This window comes from Myxosarcina sp. GI1, assembly GCF_000756305.1.
Taxonomy (GTDB): domain Bacteria; phylum Cyanobacteriota; class Cyanobacteriia; order Cyanobacteriales; family Xenococcaceae; genus Myxosarcina.
In genome coordinates this window covers 800,051-822,003 of record NZ_JRFE01000014.1, presented here as the reverse complement: position 1 = coordinate 822,003, position 21,953 = coordinate 800,051, and the positions used below count along the sequence as shown (strand labels likewise).

19 protein-coding genes are annotated in these 21,953 nt (G+C 42.3%); 14 read left to right on the top strand and 5 right to left on the bottom strand.

Annotation, left to right across the window (positions count from 1 at the left end; all coding sequences use genetic code 11):
- Positions 1–2,688 (top strand): CHAT domain-containing protein (locus KV40_RS32085; protein ID WP_052055527.1); only part of this gene is annotated, 2,688 nt, incomplete at its 5' end.
- A 121-nt stretch (positions 2,689–2,809) separates the two neighbouring features.
- Here KV40_RS32085 and KV40_RS10555 read toward each other — a convergent pair.
- Positions 2,810–3,130: a 2Fe-2S iron-sulfur cluster-binding protein gene (locus KV40_RS10555; RefSeq protein ID WP_036480628.1), complete on the bottom strand. Its 321-nt coding sequence runs from the start codon at positions 3,128–3,130 to the stop codon at positions 2,810–2,812.
- Positions 3,131–3,330: 200 nt separating this feature from the next.
- Here KV40_RS10555 and KV40_RS35715 point away from each other — a divergent pair, with 200 nt between their 5' ends.
- The 6 genes from KV40_RS35715 to KV40_RS10535 all read left to right on the top strand — a co-directional run bounded on the left by KV40_RS35715 (position 3,331) and on the right by KV40_RS10535 (position 10,620).
- Positions 3,331–3,507, top strand: coding sequence for a hypothetical protein (locus KV40_RS35715; RefSeq protein WP_172657267.1), 177 nt, complete (start codon positions 3,331–3,333; stop codon positions 3,505–3,507).
- Between the two features lie 199 nt (positions 3,508–3,706).
- A complete protein-coding gene (locus KV40_RS10550) occupies positions 3,707–4,531 on the top strand; it encodes a squalene/phytoene synthase family protein (RefSeq protein WP_036480626.1) in 825 nt (274 codons plus the stop codon).
- Positions 4,532–4,547: 16 nt separating this feature from the next.
- The gene (locus tag KV40_RS10545; RefSeq protein ID WP_036480624.1) at positions 4,548–5,414 is read left to right on the top strand and encodes an alpha/beta fold hydrolase; all 867 of its coding nucleotides are present in this window, start codon (positions 4,548–4,550) and stop codon (positions 5,412–5,414) included.
- 132 nt (positions 5,415–5,546) lie between these two features.
- Positions 5,547–7,748: a glycine--tRNA ligase subunit beta gene (gene glyS / locus KV40_RS10540; protein WP_036480622.1), complete on the top strand. Its 2,202-nt coding sequence runs from the start codon at positions 5,547–5,549 to the stop codon at positions 7,746–7,748.
- 105 nt (positions 7,749–7,853) lie between these two features.
- Positions 7,854–8,240 carry a hypothetical protein gene (locus KV40_RS36675; protein WP_253274219.1) on the top strand — a complete coding sequence of 129 codons (387 nt, stop codon included), beginning with the start codon at positions 7,854–7,856 and terminating at the stop codon, positions 8,238–8,240.
- Positions 8,143–10,620: an alpha/beta fold hydrolase gene (locus KV40_RS10535; RefSeq protein ID WP_253274218.1), complete on the top strand. Its 2,478-nt coding sequence runs from the start codon at positions 8,143–8,145 to the stop codon at positions 10,618–10,620. The genes KV40_RS36675 and KV40_RS10535 overlap by 98 nt, the downstream gene beginning before the upstream one ends.
- Positions 10,621–10,796: 176 nt before the next feature.
- On the opposite strand, the gene KV40_RS10530 is transcribed toward KV40_RS10535, so the two are convergent.
- The 4 genes from KV40_RS10530 to KV40_RS10515 form a co-directional block, all read right to left on the bottom strand.
- Positions 10,797–11,426, bottom strand: coding sequence for a hypothetical protein (locus tag KV40_RS10530; RefSeq protein ID WP_036480617.1), 630 nt, complete (start codon positions 11,424–11,426; stop codon positions 10,797–10,799).
- Positions 11,427–11,610: 184 nt separating this feature from the next.
- Complete coding sequence (locus tag KV40_RS10525) at positions 11,611–12,045, bottom strand: hypothetical protein (protein ID WP_072013804.1); 435 nt, start codon at positions 12,043–12,045, stop codon at positions 11,611–11,613.
- Between the two features lie 205 nt (positions 12,046–12,250).
- Positions 12,251–12,868, bottom strand: a complete 618-nt coding sequence (locus KV40_RS32080) for a hypothetical protein (RefSeq protein WP_052055526.1) — start codon at positions 12,866–12,868, stop codon at positions 12,251–12,253.
- Between the two features lie 453 nt (positions 12,869–13,321).
- The gene (locus KV40_RS10515; protein ID WP_036480614.1) at positions 13,322–14,194 is read right to left on the bottom strand and encodes a DMT family transporter; all 873 of its coding nucleotides are present in this window, start codon (positions 14,192–14,194) and stop codon (positions 13,322–13,324) included.
- A gap of 167 nt (positions 14,195–14,361) precedes the next feature.
- On the opposite strand from KV40_RS10515, the gene KV40_RS10510 reads away from it, so the two are divergent.
- From KV40_RS10510 to KV40_RS10475, 7 genes are all read left to right on the top strand, one after another.
- Positions 14,362–15,804: an acyl-CoA dehydrogenase family protein gene (locus KV40_RS10510; RefSeq protein ID WP_081942822.1), complete on the top strand. Its 1,443-nt coding sequence runs from the start codon at positions 14,362–14,364 to the stop codon at positions 15,802–15,804.
- A 106-nt stretch (positions 15,805–15,910) separates the two neighbouring features.
- Positions 15,911–16,579 carry a DUF1989 domain-containing protein gene (locus KV40_RS10505; protein ID WP_052055525.1) on the top strand — a complete coding sequence of 223 codons (669 nt, stop codon included), beginning with the start codon at positions 15,911–15,913 and terminating at the stop codon, positions 16,577–16,579.
- Entirely contained in the window at positions 16,572–17,126 is a 555-nt protein-coding gene (locus tag KV40_RS32075; protein ID WP_052055524.1) for a dimethylamine monooxygenase subunit DmmA family protein, read from the top strand. The genes KV40_RS10505 and KV40_RS32075 overlap by 8 nt, the downstream gene beginning before the upstream one ends.
- Positions 17,126–18,076 carry a PDR/VanB family oxidoreductase gene (locus tag KV40_RS10495; RefSeq protein WP_036480611.1) on the top strand — a complete coding sequence of 317 codons (951 nt, stop codon included), beginning with the start codon at positions 17,126–17,128 and terminating at the stop codon, positions 18,074–18,076. Before KV40_RS32075 ends, KV40_RS10495 begins: the two co-directional genes overlap by 1 nt.
- A 5-nt stretch (positions 18,077–18,081) precedes the next feature.
- Positions 18,082–19,047 (top strand): DUF3445 domain-containing protein, encoded by a 966-nt coding sequence (locus KV40_RS10490; RefSeq protein WP_052055523.1) that lies wholly within the window; start codon positions 18,082–18,084, stop codon positions 19,045–19,047.
- Positions 19,048–19,097: 50 nt separating this feature from the next.
- Entirely contained in the window at positions 19,098–19,904 is an 807-nt protein-coding gene (locus KV40_RS36185; protein ID WP_216595584.1) for a hypothetical protein, read from the top strand.
- Positions 19,905–19,966: 62 nt separating this feature from the next.
- Entirely contained in the window at positions 19,967–21,934 is a 1,968-nt protein-coding gene (locus KV40_RS10475) for a primary-amine oxidase (protein ID WP_081942821.1), read from the top strand.
- Positions 21,935–21,953 lie beyond the last annotated feature (19 nt).

Here is a 21,953-nt window from a genome sequence, read left to right as displayed (position 1 = left end):
CCTGGAACTGAAACTCCTGGAACAGAAACCCCTGTAACTGAGACTCCTGTAACTGAAACCCCTGGAACTTCCGAGACTCCTGGAACTGAAACTCCTGGAACAGAAACCCCTGTAACTGAGACTCCCGAAACTCCTGGAACAGAAACCCCTGTAACTGAGACTCCTGGAACTGGAACTCCCGAGACTCCTGTAACTGAGACTCCTGAAACAGAAACCCCTGGAACTGAAACTCCCGAGACTCCTGTAACTGAAACTCCCGAGACTCCTGGAACTGAAACTCCTGTAACTGAGACTCCCGAGACTCCTGGAACTTCCGAAATCCCTGGAACTCCCGAGACTCCTGTAACTGAGACTCCTGTAACTGAAACACCCGAAACCCCTGTAACTGAGACTCCCGAAACCCCTGGAACTGAAACCCCTGTAACTGAGACTCTCGAGATTCCTGAAACTCTCACTGGAACTGATATTGATGTCACCGATACAACTGGTACAGAGACTCTTGATACAGCTGATACAGAAGCTGATGTCGATGTTATAGATACTCCTGACATAACTGATGCAATTGATGCTGAAGCTGATACGATAACTGAAACTCCAGAATCTGTAGAATCAGAATCAACAGCAGAAGCTAGCTTTGAAAATTTTGATGGTCAAAATAATACTGGTATTGAAACTTCTCCAGAAATTATTAATGAAACAGTAATGAAAGCTCTCGCGGAGGGAAATAGCGAATCTGCGGTTGTAGAATCTACTGCTGAAGTTAACGAAGCTGGCAATTTAGAAACAACTTCTACTGAAACAAAAGTTGATAGTTTATCTGGCACGGAAGTTGACTTAAATGCAGAAGAGCCAATTGCTACTACTGAGTCAAATACTTCCAATGAAAATGAAACAGAAACCGAACTAGAGTCAGAATCGGCTGATTTGCAAGAAACCGAATTAGAAGCGATCGAGCCTGATTCTATTGAAACAGAAGTAGAAACACAAGAAGAAACCGTAGCTGAAGAATCGGCTGAAGCAGAATCAGAAACTGAGGTTGAAACTAGTTCATCTGACACAGAAAATGAATTGAATGCAGAGGAGCCAGTTGCTACTATCGAATCAAATACTTCTAGTGAGAATGAAACAGAAACCGAACTAGAGACAGAATCGGCTGATTTGCAAGAAACCGAATTAGAAGCGATCGAGCCTGATTCTATTGAAACAGAAGTAGAAACACAAGAAGAAACCGTAGCTGAAGAATCAGCTGAAGCAGAATCAGATTCTCAAGAGCAAGAGTCTGAAGAATCTACAGACAAAGCCAAGGAAGAAGAGCGGCAATCTGACTTTGAGCCTGAGGTAGATCGTCTAGCTTATGAAGTCCAAGTACAGCAGTCAGATTTCGATGTAGCAATCCAGCTACAAGAGGAGTTTCAGGCAACTCAACTAATTGATACTTCTGGTTTACAAATTTATGGTAAACCTCCTTCAACTACCGAAATCTCACAAAGATTGGGACAGCTCTGGCTGCAAACTGGTAAAAAAGCTGCATTTATTAATGTGTCGCTCCAGTCGAATCAACTAGAAACTTTCGTAGTATTGCCTACTGTAAACAAATCTGCTTTGGACAACCCTCAGATTGCCTCTACTAAAATTAGTGCTGCTACTTTAAGCAATACGCAACCAGCAAACATAAGAAAAACCGTTCAAAATGCCTCGCGAAGTGACGTATTAGCTATAGCTACCCAATTTCGTGAAGAAGTGAGCAATGTTAGAAATCTCAGACAGACTAGCTATATCAACTCCGCGCAAAAACTCTATCAGTTATTAATAGAACCAATTGAAGCAGAGTTAGAAGCTAATAATGTTGATGTTTTAGTTTTTTCAATGGATTCGGGATTGCGTTTGTTACCAATTGCCGCTCTAAACGATGGTAAGCAATTTTTGATCGAGAAATATGCCGTTGCTTTAGTTCCTAGTTTTGGTCTGACAGATACTCGTTATGTCAACCTCAATCAAGGTTCTATTTTGGCAATGGGAGCTTCTAAATTTGCCGAACAAGCTGCTTTACCTACCATGCCAATCGAACTACAAAAGATAGTTAGCGATCCTCGCCAGGGAGAAATATTTCTCAACGAGCAATTTACTATTGCTAACTTTAAAGCTCAAAATCTTGCCGCACAAAGATTTCCTATTATTCATTTAGGTACTCACGCTGCATTTCAAAAAGGTAGTTTGAATAATTCTTATATTCAGTTTTATAATGAAAAGCTGAATTTATCTGAATTAAGAACTATTTCTGACGAACTAGGTTGGAATAGTAGTGACACTACGCCAGTAGAATTATTAGTTCTTAGTGCTTGTCAAACTGCTTTAGGCGATGAAGAAGCGGAATTAGGATTTGCTGGTTTAGCCGTTCAGGCAGGAGTAAAGTCGGCTTTAGCTAGCCTTTGGTATATCAGCGATCTTGGTACTTTGGCTTTGATGAGTGAATTTTACGATCGCCTGGGAGATACTTTAACTAAAGCCGAGGCTTTACGACAAACCCAGTTAGCTATGTTAGAAGGCAAAGTTTTAGTAGATGATGGCAGGATTGAACTAACTAAAGGTGATTCTGTAGCATTGCCTGCTGAATTTCCTCATGGAACGCTAGAACTCTCACACCCTTATTTTTGGTCGGCATTTACTTTAATAGGCAACTGGAACTAATTAGGAGATTTGCCGTAAGAAAATTAATAGACTTCAAACCATAAACCAATAATAATGCAGCAGGGTAACTACCTATCTCTATAAAGATAGGTAGTTACCCGTTATTTTTAGAAAAAAAAATTTAAGATGGCTGTCCGAACTGCCTTTGATATACTGCTTCTTCTTTTTCAGTTTCTAGTTTAATATCGGAACGTGGATAGGAAACGCATAAAAGAGCATAACCTTCAGCCTGTAATTCTGGAGATACTCCCATGCCTTCACTTTGTTCGACCTCGCCAGAAACAATTTGAGCGGCGCAGGTAGTGCAAACGCCAGCACTACAAGAATATGGTAAATCCATTCCTGCATCAGTTGCAGCTTGCAATATAGTTTGGGATTCAGAAACTTCAATAGTTTTAGTTTTACCTTGATGTTTGATTTCAACAGTGTAGGTTTTAGACATTAAAATACTAAATTTGTTTTCATTAACACTTGCTCTACTGAATTTATTATTTTCTCACTCTCTACTCAATTTTGTTAAGAAAATTAGCTTAATTTAAAGCTTAGTTGCAGTATTTCAGATGGTTATAGGTCTATCTAACTTAACGATGGTAGTTTGAATAAACTCACAAATTTAAAATTAAATTTAAAAAGACATCGCTCATGTACGATAAAAATACTACTGAAGAACTAATTAATGCGGGTCTTGTTGCTGGACTTGGTGCGGGTATAGCAACCTCGTTTGCAGTAAGCAAAGGTCAACATCCCGCGATCGCGCTGGCAATTACTATAGTAGCAGCCTTGTTTGCCGTTATTTGCCGTCAATACGACCTGATATAAACTACCAAGATTGCGTTATCCTTTAAAATTATCCAAGCTCCAAATACTAGCTAACTTTGACAATAAATCTTAGTTTTTAACTAAAATCTAATCTCGATTTTGAATATTCGTTGTATGCTATCGAGAAGTCAAAGATTACTCCGTCCTAAACAGACGAAGCTCGAATTATAACCGTCGGTCAGTGTGAGGAGCTAAATTAATGGATTTTCGGACTCAAGCTTTAGAAATCCTAAAACAAAACAGTAGAACTTTTTATATTCCCATCGCCCGCTTACCTGGAAAGCTACAGGATGCAGTAGCATCGGCTTACTTGTGCATGCGAGCGATCGATGAGATTGAAGACAGTAGCCAATTAGACAATCGAACCAAAGCCAGACTGTTGCGGAGTATTAGCCTGGGACTGCAAGCAACTGTCGATCGCGACAATTATAGTCATATTGCATCCGAGTTAGAACTTTATAGTCATGACCTACCAGAAGTATCGCTGCGAGTTGGAGAATGGGCGGTTTTTGCTCCTGAAAGTATTGCGCCTCGTATTTGGGATGCTACGGCATCAATGGCAGATAGGATGGCTTACTGGGCGGAAAACAATTGGCAGATTGAAACTGAAGCAGATTTAGATCGCTATACCTTTAGCGTAGCTGGTTCTGTGGGTTTATTACTGTCCGATCTTTGGGCTTGGTACGATGGCACTAAAACCAATCGCTCTCATGCCATTGGTTTTGGACGTGGCTTACAAGCAGTTAATATCGTTCGCAATCAGCAGGACGATCTAAAACGCGGAGTTAGTTTTTTTCCTATTAACTGGAGCGATCGCGATATGCAGGCTTACGCTCGTCGTCAGCTTAAGTTAGCTCAACTCTATACTAATGCTTTACCTAGAAACAGTCCCGCTTTGGACTTTTGCCAGATTCCTTTAATACTGGCTAACGGTACTTTAGAAGCGATCGCTTTGGGAAAAGTCAAGCTCAGTCGTAGCGATGTTTTAAGTTTAGTCGAGAACGCTAAGATGAAATTGGCTTAAGAATAATTTATAAAATATGTCGGTTATTAGCAGCCCGAATCATCAATTCATCTCTACCAACGGAGTTAACTTACACTATGTCAGCCAGGGAGAGGGTAAGCTAATGCTAATGCTGCATGGCTTTCCCGAATTTTGGTATTCTTGGCGGCATCAACTAAGCGAATTTGCTGCCAATTATCATACGGTGGCTGTCGATATGCGTGGCTATAACGACAGCGATAAACCTCAAAGGGTTGAAGCTTACGCTATGTCCGAACTAATTCGAGATGTTAGAGGTGTAATTGAAGGTTTGGGCTACGAACAATGTGTTTTAGTGGCACACGATTGGGGAGGAGCGATCGCCTGGAATTTTGCCTATGCCTATCCCGAAATGGTGGAAAAGCTAATCGTGTTAAATATACCCCATCCTGCCAAGTTTGCTGAAGGGCTGAAAACTCCCCAGCAGCTACAAAAAAGTTGGTATGTATTTGCTTTTCAGTTACCATGGCTACCAGAATTAATGTTACAAGCTAATGACTACCAGCTAATTTCCTCAATGTTTTACGACATGGCGATCGACAAATCGGCTTTTACTACAGAAGATCTCAACGCTTTTAAAGATGCCGCAGCCAAACGCGGTGCTTTGACGGCAATGATTAATTATTATCGCTGTATCGGTAAAGAGTTATTCAATCGCGATCGCACCTGGGGCATTTTAGATATTCCTACCCTGATGATTTGGGGTGAAAAAGATACTGCGTTGGGGAAAGAATTAACCTATGGTACGGAAGCTTACGTAAGAGATTTACAAATTAAATACATTCCCAACTGTAGCCACTGGGTACAGCAAGAACAGCCAATATTAGTAAATCAATACATCAGAGAATTTTTGGCTGACGAGTAGGTAAAATGTTTGAACCTCTGTACGGGTAAGGCAGTGCCTTGCCCCTCTCGCTCTTTGCTTGGAAGCAGTTACCGATAGCTGTTATTCTGTTTAAACTATCAGGTTATCGCTAATATATATTATTTATTATTTATGTCTAATTTTTTATTGGAAGTAGGTACAGAAGAACTGCCAGCAGATTTTGTCAGTAGTGCGATCGCCCAATGGCAAAATAAAATTTCTCAATCTCTCTCAGAGGTATTTCTAACACCATCAGACATTAAAATATACGGAACTCCGCGACGTTTAGCGATATTGATTACAGATCTTCCCTCACAACAGAGCGATCGCACCGAAGAAATTAAAGGTCCACCTGCCAAAGCCGCATTTAAAGACGGACAACCTACTAAAGCCGCATTAGGTTTTGCCCGCAAGCAAGAAGTAGCTGTAGAAGATTTGGAAATTAGAGATACTCCTAAAGGAGAATTTGTTTTTGTTTATAAGCAAATACAAGGGCGCGCTGCGGCTGAAATTTTACAGGAACTATGTCCGCAATGGATTACGGGTTTAGAAGGCAAGCGTTTTATGCGCTGGGGAGATGGCGACTTGCGTTTTCCTCGTCCGATTCGCTGGCTAGTAGCTTTGCTTGACGATGCTATTTTACCTGTAAAGTTGGTTAATGGCTCGGAAACTATCGAGAGCGATCGCTTATCTAGAGGTCATCGCGTCTTGCATCCCCAACCCGTCTCTATTCCCCATGCCACTGCTTATCTAGAAACTATGCAATCGGCTTATATAGAAGTCGATCCCGACATACGCCAGCAGAAAATAATATCTGAAATTGAAGCTGAAGCCAATAAAGTTAAGGGTACTGCCGACGTTTTCCCCGATCTGCTGCAAGAAGTCGTCAATTTAGTTGAATATCCTACTGCAATTACGGGTAAATTTAAAGACAATTTTCTCAGTCTTCCTACTGAAGTAATTACTACCGTGATGGTAACTCACCAGCGTTATTTTCCTGTAAAGCAAGATATTAGCCAAGATACCTTGCTTCCTTACTTTATCACGATTTCTAATGGCGATCCCGCTAAAAGAGAGATAATTTCTGAGGGTAACCAAAGAGTAATTCAAGCCAGACTTGCAGACGCTCAATTTTTTTATAAAGCAGATTGTGACGAACATCTCGAAACTTATTTACCCCAGCTAGAAACTGTAACTTTTCAAGAAGATCTAGGTACGATGCGTGATAAAGTCGATCGCATTATGGAAATAGCTAGTTCCATTGCCGAACAGCTGGATTTAAGCGAAGCAGAGCGCAGCGAAATTGAAAGTACCGCCTTACTTTGCAAAGCCGATTTGGTAACTCAGATGGTCTATGAATTCCCAGAGCTACAGGGAGTCATGGGCGAAAAGTACGCTTTAGTTAGTGGTGAATCAGAAACAGTTGCCAGAGGAATTTTCGAGCATTACCTACCTAGAGGTGCAGAAGATATAATGCCCGCTACTTTAAACGGACAGGTAGTAGCAATAGCCGATAAATTAGATACCTTAGTGAGCATTTTCGGCTTGGAAATGATTCCTACAGGTTCGTCCGATCCTTTTGCTTTGCGTCGTGCTGCCAACGGCATTGTTGCGATTATTTGGGAGGCTAACTTAGATCTAAATTTAGCTCTACTAATTAGACAAGGTGCTACAGATTTCTTAGCCGCTCATCCAGAACGATCGTCTCCTGTTGCTGCGATACAGGAATTTTTTATGCAGCGATTGCGGACTTTATTACAAGACGAAAAAAACATCGATTACGATTTGGTTAATGCTGTTTTAGGCGATGCAGATGCAGAATATACCGAACGAGCTTTGAACGATCTCTTAGACGTTCGCGACCGCGCTACATTTTTACAGCAAATTCGCGACAACGGCAAGCTAGATGAAATTTATGAAACCGTCAACCGTTCGGCAAGATTAGCAGTAAAAGGCAAGGTGGCGATGGGCGAGGGCAAACTGGAGCGATTCTCGCCCATTTCAGACCGCCGTGATTTAGACACTCAAGCTTTAGATCCCCAAAAGTTAGTAAACCCCGATTTGTTTGAAAGTCCTTCTGAAGCAGCTTTTTACGAACGACTATTGGAATTAGTTCCCAAAACTCAGGCGGCACAAGAACAGCGCAACTATCAATTATTAGTCGATAGTTTGGCAGAAATTGCCCCTATTGTCAGTAGCTTTTTCGATGGCGAAGAAAGCGTGTTAATTATGGCAGAAAATCCCGACGTGCGCCGCAACCGCCTCAACTTGCTTGGTTTGTTACGCAATCATGCCAGAGTTTTAGCTGATTTTGGCGCGATCGTGAAAAATTAGCTGTGTTTTGTGTGGTCATATAAAAGTGCGGCGATCGCTATGCTTGCCAATAACGAACGATTATAGTACTTCTATGTAAATGCAATTTTCTATCCAATTTTGAATATGAAAAACATCTGGATGATTGGTACTGCATTGAGTGTGGCTAGTTTGAGTATAGCTGGTTCTAAAGTTAGAAAATTTCAAAATATAGCTTTGGCAACTTCCGAACCAGAAGTTGCTTCTTCAGCAATACTGTCTGAAAATTCTGTAGGGGAGATGTCGATCTTTCAGTGTCAGGGAGGTAAGTCTTTTACGGGAAGCTTCACTTTAGAACAAGCGATCGTATTAAATCTAATTAATTTTAAAGATGAGCAAGAAGCTACTCAAGGGCATATCCAAAATTGTATCGAGTTTGTTTGTTTTTGGTTCGGTTGCGACAATCGGTTGTCTGTTAGAAACTACGACTGCCAAACCGAGTCTCGGTGCGGAAGAAATTCGCCTTTATCTTAACAGTCCTTTAGCGATCGCGATATCGGTAGAATCTTTAGAAAATTTTGCAGCAACAGGCGAAATTACTGGTGATTTAGGGCTAATTGCGCGATTTTTAGATGAATCAACTTTAAATAATTTACGTCAGGGACTTCAGCGACGCTTTCCGCTCGATCTAATTCAAACTCATCATTTAGCATATTCCCCATTGGGTAGAGATGCAATCGAGCAAGTTGGCAAGGTAATCAAATTTACACCAAACCAAAATGGCTTCTATGGATTGAGAGCGGCAGTGATTGGTGCTGCTGCTAATGCCGAGTCGGAAGGCTGGACGATTTTAGATGCCTTAAAACAGTTTCCAACAGATGCGATCGAGATTGAGGTTGGAGACTTATTAAATCTGCAACGAGAACTAACTTTATACTTCGACTATAATCGAGCGGCGGTTAAAGCGATAAAAGAACAGGCAAAGATAGAAGCCAAATCTTCTCCAAAACCAGGTAAATTATCCGATCTGAGCCAACCTGGAGCTTACGCTTTTAATAGAGAAACCCTGACCGTTAACAATCCAGCCCTGCGGCAAACCCAACGGGGATTATCGGTGAACTACGATTTTCCCGTAGATGCTTACCTTCCTCAAGGATTGAGCCAACCCGCACCAATTGTCATTATTTCTCATGGATTTGGCGCAGTTAAAGAAAACTTTGTTTCCCTTGCCGAACATCTAGCATCCTATGGGTTTGTAGTTTTAGTTCCCGATCATGTAGGCAGTGACCTATCCTATCGTAAAACCTATTTACAAGGGCAACTCAATACTTTACTCAGTCCGATCGAGTTTCTCAATCGCCCCCAGGAAATTTCGTTTTTAATCGATGAATTAGAAAAATTAGTCGCCTCTAAAGATCGCTGGGCGAAATTGCTCGATCTAGAACGAATTGGAGTTATGGGACATTCTTTAGGTGGGTCTACGGCTCTGTCTCTGGCAGGAGCGGAACTCGATCGCGCTCGTTTGGTGGAAACTTGCCAACAAGATAATTTGATTCTCAATTTTTCACTCTATCTTCAGTGTCGGGGGCAATTTTTACCGCCAGAGAATTTCGATCTAAAAGAGCCGCGTATTAAAGCCGCGATCGCAGCCCATCCCCTCGCTAGCGGTATTTTTGGACCAGAAGGAATGAGTAAAATCGATATTCCCCTAATGATAACGGCAGGCAGTCAAGATGTAATTGCTCCTGTCGTTACCGAACAGATTCATCCTTTTGTCTGGATGCGATCGCAACCCAAATATTTAGCTTTATTCGACCCTGGAACTCATTTTGCTACGGGAGAACAAAGTGCGGCAGGAGCCGATACCATTCCCGAGTTTTTAATCGGGAAATATCGAAACTTTGGACGGGAGTATTTCAAAAGCCTGAATGTGGCTTTTTTTGAAGCTTATTTGCGCGACCGCCCTGAATTTCTGCCTTATCTAAGTGCTGCGTATGGTCGAGCTATTAGTGCTAACAAACCCATGAAATTGTTTGCCGTTAAGTCGCTAACACCCACTCAACTAGAAACTGCCTATGGTAAAACACCACCTATTTCCATAGTTCCTCCTGCTGTAGAAACAGAGGTTACTTCAGTCAAAGAAGAAAGTATCTTAAGCGAAATAAAACGAACTGGAGTTTTAAAGGTAGCTATGCGTCGCGATGCTGCACCCTTGGGTTATATCGACGCTCGACAGCGTTGGTCTGGTTACTGTGGCGACTTGGCGATCGCTCTAGCAGAACACTTGACAGAAAAGTTAGACCTAGATTTAGAAGTTGAATTAGCCGAGTTGCCATCAAATTTAGACAATCGTTTTTCTTTGGTTCGAGACAATACAGTTCATCTCGAATGCGGTCCTAATACTATTCGTGAGGATATAGAAGGGGTAACTTTTTCCAATCCTTTTCTAGCAACGGGAACTCGTCTACTAACCAAGTCAAACAATCAGCTTGAAAGCAATCTCGATCGCGCCTTAGAAAAACTGCGAGTGGGGGTACTAAAAAATACAACTACCGCCCAATTTTTGCAAGACAACTATCCCCAAGCAAACATAGTTTACTTTGAAGGAGCGAATGGACAGTCAGAGGCGATCGAAGCGGTTAGAAATGGTGCGCTCGATACCTTTGCTAACGATAGTGTTTTAAGCTTGGCAGCAATAGAAAAGCAGAATACTTTTAAGAATTATGTTTTACAGCCCACTCGTCCCCTAACCTGTGATTTTTATGGTCTAATTTTACCTGCCGACGATCCAGAGTGGCGAGGTACGGTCGATCGATTTCTCACTCAAGAACGAGCCGAGCGAGTTTTACAAACATGGTTCGAGCGGATTTTTCCGAGTGAATTAAACGATTTAGAATATTGTCTCAATCGTTAAATAACTGGCTCATTTTTAGATTATCATAGGCAACGCTTAAATACTTGGTAATTGTAAACCACAAAAACTCGATCGCGCTGTTTCTATTAATTAGTTTTGGCTTTAATCTCAAAGTGATCGCTATAAAATTTGTTTTTAAACTTAAAATCCTTTATTTATAAGGGTTTAAGTATTGCTTAGAGTTCGCCTTCGCTGCCTGTATAAAAAACGCTTTTAACATTGCCTGCGTGATTGCACTGCCAGGGAGCCTGCGCGCCCGGTACGCGCACCTTGACGATCGTGAAGTTTTCATCCCGTTCCGCAGAAATTACCGATACATTGCGGTTATTGACTTGATTTCCGACAGCAGCCAAGCAATACGATTTGGCACGAGAAATACTATAGGGAGCGTCTGCCGACCCAGATGACTGCCCTCCATCAATCGTGAAAGCGATATCGTATTTGCCAACGGTATTGACATCACCTTTATAGAATACCTCCACGATGTGGTCGCCACTCAAATAAAGTTGCCCATTATATTCGTTCCCGGCTTGAGAAGATTCGTAGAGAATTTCGCCACCAGGGACATAAATAATGTAGTAAGTGTATGGATTATCTGGTCGTAGACTAACCTTCAGAAACTGCCCCTCGCGTGCGTTGAGAATGTAACGAATGGCTTGTTCGGAACCTAGTTGACCCGTGAGAGTAGTTCCGGTGGTGCCGGAGGGAAATTGAACTCTTTCAGTACGGTCGCCCTGAGCTTCGACAAGTCCCATAGGCACGATTGACAGAGCAGTAGCAAGAGTCAGACTAAAAAGAATTTTCATAAGGTAAAATCCTGTTTTTTTTATTTATGTCAGACCGAATAGAATTCTTGCTAAACGTTTTGTAATTCTTGCGATCGCCTTCAATTCTTTAGTGGGGAAGTAATTAACCGCCGTAAATTACTGCGTCGGGAATTTGGTAGCGTTCCTCACTAATATTCCCTTCGGGGCTTCCGCCAGAAGTTGACTACCTATCTCCAGCTTCTGTAATAATCATTTCGAGACGGTAGTTAGCAACCTCGTTTCGACGCGCGGCACTCCGCATCATGTAAACCCGAACTTTATAATCACCACTTTTGGGAAGAATGCCTTCATACTGGTTCTCTCCCATTGAACTGTTGAACATGGCTTCTTCGTTTTCCTCTGGTGCCAGAAGGTTAAAGTAATTGGCACTATTGTCAGTCGCCATGCTGACGTTCACGTACTGCCCTTCACGGGCATTGAGTACATAGTCTACTGTCTCGTAGCCTGTAATTGAGTCCTCGACTACGGCACTGCTTGCACCTGGTTTAAACTGTATTCGTTCTTGGCGAATGCCTTCTTGTGCCAAGATTGGTTTCACGAGTATAGCAGGAGAAGTTGTCAGGATGGCTAGTAATAAAGCATAGAAAAATTTCTTCATTCTTTTTAAGCTATTGGCTACACTGTTCCATTTTTTGCATTTTTTCCGAACAATTTATCTTGGCAAATAATACCAAATCCGATTACCAAAATATACTTTTCACTTAAGAGTTTAAATTAGTCTTAAACCCTTCTGTCTTCTGCTCTCTGCCTTCACTCAAGTTTTAAGTGTTGTATTCAAACAGGATTTGGTATTATTTGCAACGTTAAGGTTGAAAATTCTCTACTTCCATAGCCGCCATATCTTTATCGGAGATGTAAAAATAAGTCTTTTCTGAAGTAAATATATCGGTTTCTCCTTCAGAGGTAGAGTAGGTTGCATCAATTCCTGATGTACCAGTTATATCAATTCTGACTTGGTTTCCTTGCTTCCAGGTCAATTGAAGCTCATTGTCAGGATAAGTCAGAGTAGTTTTGACTTTTTCATCTCCTTCATATTGCTCCGAGACTTCACAGAGATAGCGATAGTTTTGTTGACCGACAATCACGCCACATACAGTTTGAAAAGTTTCAGTTCTCGATTGCGATGCGCTAGCCGTTCCACAATCAGATGAGGGAGCATAAACTAAAGATTGATAACGACCCTCTTCCGTTCTCACAGTGACACATTTTCCAGTTTTGCTTTCTGTCCAATAACTATAAACACTGTCATCTGATTTTTCAGTACGCAAAAATTCATAGCCTCTTTCGTGTAGTTGGGCTTCACCACTGCTTCCTCTCGCACCGACTAAATCTTGTAAATTAGGAACGGGTGTTTGGGCATTGGCTTGGGTTGCAAAAGCAAGAGTTAGCGAGCCTAAGACTATTGTGAGTAATTTTTTCATTTGTTTAAAAATGTATCTTAATGGTATGGGATTTGGAACGATAAGCCTAACGGACAGGACGAATGCCCAGCATATATTACTTTCTTTTAGCAACCAAAGAGAAGATATTTATCGAGGAGTTTTTTAACATACTTCAAACTTTAAACTTCTCTTTTTTATTCAACGAATTTGCCCATTATTTAGCAATGCCTATCTTTTCCGTGCCAAACTCTAGCTTAATTGTCTAGAATTGTTTGCATAACGACTTTAATGGCGATCGCACGACTACTACTAGCATTGGTAAAAACTAAAGGCTTTACGAAGCACACCTGGCTGAAATAATCGAGTTGACTTATAGCTTCTATCAGAATCGAGAGCCTAATTATATTAATGGATAGTAACTTACTCGTCGGAGGTATGGAGAATACCGAGCGGAAAATTACCGCGATCTCATTGTTGTTACTCAAAAAATTGCTATTTAAGTCGTCGCTTTTCAAAAGCGGAAGCACCTACTGAAGCTAATGTTACCAAAGCGATCGCAATAATCGATTGCAATTCTAATTGTTCTTGCAAAATAATAAATCCTAGAAGTGCGGCGATCGCGGGTTCTAAACTCATCAACACGCCAAAGATGCGAACAGGAAGTTTTTTAAGTGCTTCTAGTTCAAAAGTATAGGGAATTACCGAAGAGAGAATTGCTACTGCTAACCCTATTGCTAGAAATCGGGGTTCGAGTCTGGTTAAACCTCCAGATAAAATACTTATAGGTAAAAGTCCCAACGTTCCTGCCGTTAGTGCTGCGCTCATCAGCGCCACGCCACTAATTTCGGCAAAAACCTTACCAACTCTAGCAGAAAGCAAAATATAGCTACCCCAGAAAAAAGCTGCTAATAAAGCGTAGGCTACACCTAGAGGATCGAGCCTAGATCCCTGTATGGGAGCTAATAAAAAAATTCCCACACCAGCTAAAAAGATCCACAGCAAGTCTAAAAGCTGACGGGAATTAGCACAAGCTACAGCTAAAGGTCCGACAAACTCTAGAGTAACGGCAATTCCTATGGGAATCCTAGCGATCGCCGCATAAAAGCTCAGATTCATTGCCGCCATGCCCAAACCAAACATAACTAAAAGTAAATAGTCTTTACGGGTATAGCCTTTTAATTGCGGTCTTTGTAGCAGTAATAATGCGATCGCACCTAAGCCAACCCGCAACAGTACGGTAGTAGTCGCGCCCAATTCTTGAATTATAGGTTTGGCAATTGCCGAACCAAGTTGAGTTGAGGCAATCGATATTAACACCAAAGCAGTAGGCGGTGGCAAGGCTATGTTTGATTTGAACTTCAACATGAATTTTAAAAGCCTCTAATTTAGCCTGAATATCAACAACCCATAACTTGATATAACAAGTGTACCTAGTTATACTTTTGCAGATTGAAATTACCTTTATCTTAAGTTCATAAAAGAGTTATCACAGCCTCAAAACCACTCTGAACTTCAAGAAGTATATATAAATTATGTATATATCCAGCACCAAAACATGGAATAGAGAGAAATTCTGGGGACTGAGTTACGATTTAGACCCGCAGTGGGTTTTAACGCCAGCACAACAAAAATTACAGGCGGAGTTAATCGATCTCTGCGCCACTACTTTGCGTCCCAACGCTATTGAATCGGATGTAGATTTAATTTATCCCCGCGAGAATTTTGAAGCTCTAGCTAGTTTGGGTTTGCTCGGATTAATAGTTCCCAAAAAATGGGGCGGTTTGGCAGAGAACCATACCTGTGCCGCGATGGTAGTCGAAACGATCGCCCGTTATGGTTGTCCGAGTACGGCAATGTGTTACACGATGCACATAGCAGCAGTAGCGACAGCATTATTTCGTGCCGAGGAAAATTTGGAACTGCAAAAAGTTCTCCAGCGTTTGGACTCGGATGTGTTTATTGGAACGCTTTCTTTTTCCGATCCACAGACGGGTTCGCACTTCTGGTATCCTTTTTCTTCTAAGGCAGAAAAAGTAACTGAAGGATGGGAAGTATTAAAAAAAGCTTCCTGGACTACTTCTGCTGGTTTTGCGGACTGGTATGTAGTTCAAACTACCAGTCCCAATTTCGACGGAGATTACTCCGACTTGTCTTGTTTTTTAGTTTACGAAGACGAAGTACAAGCCGAACCCAAAAAATGGGATGCTTTGGGTTTGCGGGGCAATCAGTCGGGAACTTTACTGGTAGATAATGTCACTATTCCTCCAGAAAGAATGATAGGCGATGCAGGAGAAGGCGCGATCGCCAACGATGAAATCGTCGATCCTTTTTTCCTCCTTTGTTCTTCAGCCTGTTGGAACGGCATTTCTTTGGGGGCGATGGATCTTGCCAAACGTCACACGACGAAGAAGAAGCACGTAGACGTAGGAATGCGGGTGGCTGACTATCCTACGATTCAAGACTACTTTGGCGAAGCAGTTATGGATACTAATGCGTCTCGCAGTTTTGTCTTTTCAATGGCAAAGCTCATGGATGACTTAACCAATAATTGCGATTGGACTCTCCATAATGATGCTACTATCAACCCTCGTTCTGCATATTTACATTGGTATTGGCAAATTAAATTTACGGCGGCAAAGAATGTGGCGCGAGTTACGGATAAAATGCTTCATGCCTGTGGCGGAACTGGCTATAAAAAAGAATTGGGAATCGAACGATATTTGCGAGATGGAAAAGCTGGCTGGGTCATGGGTCCTACCAACGAAGTTTTACGCCAATTTGTCGGTAAGTTTGCTTTATTCGACGGTTATGAAGCTCTCGACTATTGGAATCAGTCAGTAAACGAGCGAGTTTTGCACAACGAAATCAAAAAAATGGATGCCACAGCCAAAAAACAGTTAGCCGAAGAATTATTAGCCGACATAGCTAAACAAGAATCAGATCGCCAAACTTTAGTAACCTCAAGTAAAAGTTAAAAGTCAAAAGTCAAAAGTCAAACGCTTAACTCATAAGCTTTCTAGTAGTTCAAAATGTCTTAATTCGGCATAAAAAAGGTTATACAGCAGCACCGAGGGATGAATTATGAAAACTACGATCGAGCGAGAACAATATACCGATCTACCATCAGCTTTGGGGGAAACGATTGCCGAATATCGCATTCCGCCTGGTAAGGCGATCGCCTATTCGGTTAGAGAAAACCAATACATTCAAATTATCGATGTCAATGGCTCTCAATGTTCCGACTGGTTGGCTTTTAACGCTTCATATTTAGAAGAAGAAGTAGACAATGCCGTAACTCGAACGCTCAATCAAACTACAGTTCCTAAAGTCGGCACACATAGCTTTTTTTACTCTCAGAAGATGCAGCCCTTGGCAGAGATAGTTATGGATACTTGTGGCTACCACGATAGCTTTTTCCTCGCCTGTACCAGTCGCTATTACGAAGATTTGGGCTATTTCCAGCATCCAAGCTGTAGCGAAAATTTCGATCGGGTACTCAAACCCTACGGAATTGCAGCAAGGAAAGGCTGGGCAGCAGTGAATTTTTTCTATAACACCAGTGTTGACTCTAAAGGAGTAATTAAAGCCGAACCATCGCAATCGCAACCTGGAGACTGCGTTGTCTTAAGAGCTAGCTGCGATTTGCTTTGTGCTACTTCTTCCTGTGCCGACGATCTTAGTTCGATTAACGGCGACAAATTAACTCCCATTCACGTTCGTATCTATCAGCAAATAACATCCCATGCGTAGCGTTCCCCAACCGACCAAACTTCAGTTTAATTCTGGTTCTCGGCATCTAATTTGTGTGGAGAACGAAGAAGCAATGAAGACACTCTATATCAGACTGGATGAACTCGATCGCCATCCTCAAAATCTCCAAATTTTGCAGGTAGGAGTAACGGAAAATAAACGAGATTTAGATATAGAACAGTTTGATTCGGTAGAAAAATTAAAAGTTAGATTGACCGAAATTTTCGATCGCGCCTACATGGGCATGAGGTTTTATGCGATCGGTTCGGAACAGTTTGTTTGGCAACTCAGAGGTTTTGCCCGCAGTTTTGGGCTGTCTGAGGAGGAAATTAGTTCAGAAGTAGTGGGCAGTAAAGCTAGAAATATTTACTGTTCTAACTGTCAGACTATTAATCCTCAAGTTCGCACTAATATTACTACCTGCTCTAGTTGTGGCATAAAGCTAGAAGTTCAAGAGCATTTTTCGCGCTTAAAAAATGCCTATCTCGGTATCTGTGCCGATGCTGAAAATCCAGGAGAATTGCCCGAAGTTGTAGAGGTTTTTTGATGAACGAGCAAACCGTTAGAGTCGTCGAGATAAAACAGCTAACTCCCAGAATTAAAAGCTTGCGTTTGGTTAGTGCTAATGAGAACCAGCTGGCGGCATTTTCCCCAGGAAGTCATGTGGCGGTAGCAATTCCTGTAGAGCAGAAAACTAAACGTAATTCCTATTCTTTGTGTAGTTCTCCCTATAAAACAGACGTTTATGAAATTGCGGTACTGTTGACGGAAAACTCTCGCGGCGGTTCTGAATATTTACATCAAATCTCTGTAGGAACGGAATTAAAGCTAGGAATGCCCAAAAACTCCTTTGCTTTGGCAAGTTTGGCGAGAAAACATCTTTTAATTGCTGGCGGCATTGGTATTACTCCTTTTCTTTCCATACTGGCTACTTTAAATAGATTGCAAATTCCTTTTGAATTACACTACGCTGCTGAATCGCCTACCGAATGCGCTTTTTATGAATTTTTACAAGAGCGATACAGTTCGCAGATAAAATTTTATTTCAGTCACTTAAATAATCGCCTCGACCCCAAGCAAATACTTAAAGAACAACCTTTAGGAACTCATGTTTATTTATGCACGCCTCCTAGCTTGAGCGAAGACATTCTCAACACCGCGCAGTCTTTAGGCTATCCCGATGCGGCAATTCATCGAGAGCTTTTTGGGGCGGTTAAATCCAACAAAACCAAACCCTTTACCGCCGTCCTCGCACAGTCAGAAACTGAAATAAAAGTACCCAAAGACAAAACTCTATTAGAAGCATTAGAAGCTGCCAACATTCCCGCCAACTATTCCTGTCGTGCGGGAGGGTGTGGTGCTTGTGAAGTAAAAGTTTTAGCAGGCGAAATAAAACATTTAGACAGCTACTATTCCCCAGAAGAAAGAGCCGAACAGGATCGCATTCTCGCCTGTATATCTCGCGCTAAAAGCAAACAACTGGTAATCGATATATAAAAGTTATGAGTAACAGTATTAAAGCAATTAACAATTTTCCCTTTCCTTTTGCCGATGATTCCTATATGTACTCGGTTAATATCGAACCCGTTACCGACGAGGCTTTATTTGATGTTGACGAACACTATCACACAGAAATTAAAGAGCGCGATCGCATCCTCAAACAGGGCAAACAGGGACGCTATCTAACCTTGCCCCACATGCGCGATGCTCAGTGGGATGCTTTGGAAGTAATGATGAACGATCTGGCTACTTGGTTTCCAGAGTCTTTTACTCTAACTCAAAAGGGCGATCGCTGGACTTGGGAAAATAAAAAACTCGATCTTCAAGATACTTTTACTTTTTTAGACGAAGCGACTCTACCATACGAACCCTTTGAATATATCTCGCGTCAGGTACAAGAAGATATCATTCTCCTCGACCAACGGGAAGGAGATTTGTTTATGGATGCGGGAATTCTAACTTTTCCTGCCAGTTGGTCTTTGGGCTTTGATGAGGGGATGCGTTTTGAGGAGTTTCACGGACCAGTACCGCGAGCGCACGAAATGGGCGTGTTTAAGAAAGCCAAAGCCTTTTTGATGCGGGTAGAAATCGGCAAACCCTGGACGCGGCTTAACTGGACGATGACCGTCAACCGACGCTTGGACACTTCTTTAGAATCCTATGCCGACTGGGGCATAGAGGACAGTACGGTTACTTTAGAAAACTGTGGCGAAAAAGTTCATTTGCGGGTAGAAGTCCAGAGATTTGTCCGCTTACCTCGAAGTAATGCTCTTATGTTTCCCATCCATACTTATCTAATTAGTTTAAATGAACTGTTACTTAAACCAGTTTGGACGAAACGGTTAGAAAAAGTGCTTAAAAATCTGCCAGAAGATCTAGTCGAGTATAAAGGCTTGAGCCTTTACCGCGACACGGTATTAGCTTGGCTATCTCAGAATGAGCCTCAGCCAGAATTGGCTTCGTCATAAATAGCGATCGAACGCAAGATAAAAAATAGTTGATTTAAGGAGCAATAATCATGCAAGCCCAAGAAAAAATATCGGAATTTATCGCCGCCAAACCAGGTGTAAGAGTACTTAAAGCTGGGACTTCAGATATGGCGGATCTGGCTATTCGCTGTGATTTTCCTGGCTTAAAAAGTCAGATTGTAGAATTTCCGATTACAGACAGTGAAAAGCCTCTAACCACAGGACGATTTACCATTCAAAAATCTGCAGATTTGCCTTTCGACTACGAGTTTTTAGAATTGAAGGTAGTTATTTCGGGTTCGATTCGCGTTAAAGATAGTGACGGCGTAATTCATCAAGCCGATGCGGGAGATGTTATCGTCTTTACGCCGCCAGCTTCCGTAGTTTTTCTTGGCGACTCAGAAGGAGAAGCTGTTTATGTTGCTCATCGGGCATTTGAGCCAATGTTTGGCGATGGAGAGGAAAAACCGAGCGCACTTTCAGTCAAACCAGGAATTCAGTTAATTAAAGCAGGAACGCCAAAGACGGTAGAAGTTGGACCCAAAGTAGCACTACCCGACCACAAAAGCCAAATTATCGATATTCCAATTTCCGAAGCAAGCAGACCTCTTTCTCTGGGACGTTTTGCCATGCAGCCATCAATTGATTTTCCCTTTCTTTATGAATATTTAGAAGTAAAGGTAATTCTTAAAGGCAAGATTTGCGTCAAAGATGAGCAAGGAGTTAAATACGAGGCAACCCCAGGTGATGTTTATGTTTTTACTCCTCAAACCGAGGTAACTTTCTTGGCTGAATCAGATGGTGAGGCTGTTTATGCAGGACATCGCGAACCAGAACCTCTGTTCCTTCTTTTATAAATTCTGTAAGGGCGTTTTGCGAAACGCCCCTACTGGCTAATCTGTAACTCGTTACTTCTACCATGACTACAACTACAACGCGATCCGAAGGCTGGGCTAACGCCCAATCGCAAACCTTTCGCAATCTGGCTTCTCCCCAACATCCCCTAGAACCACTAACGGCTGAGGAAATTAAAGCTGCGGTAAGTATACTCAGACGCGAAAAACAACTAGCACCTACAGTTAGATTTCCTACCGTTACCCTTAAAGAACCCGACAAGCAAGCCGTCCTCAATTTTGAAGAGGGAGTTAAAATCGATCGCGAAGTTTTTATTATCCTCCTCGATAATGCCGATGGGGCGACTTATGAGGCAATTGTTTCTCTAACTTCAGAAAGCGTAACCTCCTGGAAGCATATACCAGGAGTACAGCCTTCAATTATGCTCGATGAGTTTGAAGAGTGCGAGGCGGCGGTTAAAGCCAGTCCTGAATTTAAGGAAGCAATAAAAAAGCGGGGCATTGAAGATCCCGATTTGGTAATGGTCGATCCCTGGTCGGCTGGCTACTACGGAATTGAGGACGAAAAAGGACAGAGATTGTCAAGGGCTTTATGCTGGGTGCGAGATAACCCCACCGATAACGGTTACGCCCGACCCATTGAAGGAGTTATTCCTGTCGTAGATTTAAACAAAATGGAGGTAATTCGGGTCGAAGACCACGGAGTCGTTCCCCTACCGCCAGAGTCAGGAAATTACGCCAGAGAATTTATCGAGGAATTTCGCCAGGATCTTAAACCCATAGAAATTACTCAGCCACAGGGAACTAGCTTTGAAGTGCAGGGTCATTTCGTGCGCTGGCAAAAGTGGCAGTTTCGCATCGGCTTTACTCCCCGCGAAGGACTAATTCTCTATACCATTGGCTACGAAGACAAAGGACGGGTCAGACCGATTATCTATCGCGCCTCCTTATCGGATATGGTGGTTCCCTACGGCGACCCCAGACCCCACCACTATCGTAAAAATGCCTTTGACGTGGGGGAATATGGCGTAGGTACTCTGGCTAATTCCCTCAAGTTGGGCTGTGACTGTTTGGGGGAAATCCGCTACTTTGATGCCTTTATGACCAACAGTAGGGGCGATGTATTCACCATTGAGAACGCCGTGTGTATGCACGAAGAAGACTTTGGCATTCTTTGGAAGCACGTAGACTGGCGCACCGAACAAGCTGAAGTGAGGCGATCGCGCCGTTTGGTGGTTTCGTTTATTGCTACGGTGGGTAATTATGAATACGGCTTTTTCTGGTACTTCTATCAAGATGGCACGATTCAGTACCAGGTTAAATTAACTGGTATCGTTAATACTGCTGCTGCCGCACCAGGAGAAGATCCTAAATACGGTACTTTAGTCGCCCCCCAACTAAATGCCCCGATTCACCAGCACTTTTTCAACGTGCGTCTGGATATGTGCGTCGATGGCGCAGATAATTCGGTTTACGAGGTCAATACCGAAGCCGAACCTTTGGGTGAAAACAATCCTCACGGCAATGCCTTTTTTGCTAAAGCGACTCCCCTAACTACCGAGTTAAAAGCCCAAAGAATCATCAATCCTTTTTCTGGTCGTTATTGGAAAATTGTCAATCCCTCCAGCCTTAATAGTCTCGGTCAACCAGTAGGCTACAAACTGATGCCAGGAGACAATATTTTGCCCTTTGCCCATCCAGAGTCTAGCGTAATAAAACGGGCTGGCTTTATGAACAAGCATCTTTGGGTTACTCCTTACCAGCCAGACGAACTGTATGGTGCGGGAGACTATCCCAACCAGCATCCTGGGAATGAAGGACTAACTAAATGGACTCAAAGCGATCGCTCTGTAGACAATACCGATGTCGTTGTCTGGTACACCTTCGGACAACATCACGTCACCCGCCCCGAAGATTGGCCCGTAATGCCAGTGGCATATATTGATTTCAAGCTCAAACCCATCGGCTTTTTTGATGCCAATCCCGCCTTGGATGTGCCGCCTTCGGCTAATGGTCACAAAAAATGTCATTAAAAGAAGTTAAAAGTTTAAA

What these genes read in the sequence shown, in the direction of transcription:
- KV40_RS10555 (WP_036480628.1), bottom strand. Translation starts at nt 3,130, where the DNA reads ATGTCTAAAACCTACACTGTTGAAATCAAACATCAAGGTAAAACTAAA.
- KV40_RS35715 (WP_172657267.1), top strand. Translation starts at nt 3,331, where the DNA reads ATGTACGATAAAAATACTACTGAAGAACTAATTAATGCGGGTCTTGTT.
- KV40_RS10550 (WP_036480626.1), top strand. Translation starts at nt 3,707, where the DNA reads ATGGATTTTCGGACTCAAGCTTTAGAAATCCTAAAACAAAACAGTAGA.
- KV40_RS10545 (WP_036480624.1), top strand. Translation starts at nt 4,548, where the DNA reads ATGTCGGTTATTAGCAGCCCGAATCATCAATTCATCTCTACCAACGGA.
- glyS (WP_036480622.1), top strand. Translation starts at nt 5,547, where the DNA reads ATGTCTAATTTTTTATTGGAAGTAGGTACAGAAGAACTGCCAGCAGAT.
- KV40_RS36675 (WP_253274219.1), top strand. Translation starts at nt 7,854, where the DNA reads ATGAAAAACATCTGGATGATTGGTACTGCATTGAGTGTGGCTAGTTTG.
- KV40_RS10530 (WP_036480617.1), bottom strand. Translation starts at nt 11,426, where the DNA reads ATGAAAATTCTTTTTAGTCTGACTCTTGCTACTGCTCTGTCAATCGTG.
- KV40_RS10525 (WP_072013804.1), bottom strand. Translation starts at nt 12,045, where the DNA reads ATGAAGAAATTTTTCTATGCTTTATTACTAGCCATCCTGACAACTTCT.
- KV40_RS32080 (WP_052055526.1), bottom strand. Translation starts at nt 12,868, where the DNA reads ATGAAAAAATTACTCACAATAGTCTTAGGCTCGCTAACTCTTGCTTTT.
- KV40_RS10515 (WP_036480614.1), bottom strand. Translation starts at nt 14,194, where the DNA reads ATGTTGAAGTTCAAATCAAACATAGCCTTGCCACCGCCTACTGCTTTG.
- KV40_RS10510 (WP_081942822.1), top strand. Translation starts at nt 14,362, where the DNA reads ATGTATATATCCAGCACCAAAACATGGAATAGAGAGAAATTCTGGGGA.
- KV40_RS10505 (WP_052055525.1), top strand. Translation starts at nt 15,911, where the DNA reads ATGAAAACTACGATCGAGCGAGAACAATATACCGATCTACCATCAGCT.
- KV40_RS32075 (WP_052055524.1), top strand. Translation starts at nt 16,572, where the DNA reads ATGCGTAGCGTTCCCCAACCGACCAAACTTCAGTTTAATTCTGGTTCT.
- KV40_RS10495 (WP_036480611.1), top strand. Translation starts at nt 17,126, where the DNA reads ATGAACGAGCAAACCGTTAGAGTCGTCGAGATAAAACAGCTAACTCCC.
- KV40_RS10490 (WP_052055523.1), top strand. Translation starts at nt 18,082, where the DNA reads ATGAGTAACAGTATTAAAGCAATTAACAATTTTCCCTTTCCTTTTGCC.
- KV40_RS36185 (WP_216595584.1), top strand. Translation starts at nt 19,098, where the DNA reads ATGCAAGCCCAAGAAAAAATATCGGAATTTATCGCCGCCAAACCAGGT.
- KV40_RS10475 (WP_081942821.1), top strand. Translation starts at nt 19,967, where the DNA reads ATGACTACAACTACAACGCGATCCGAAGGCTGGGCTAACGCCCAATCG.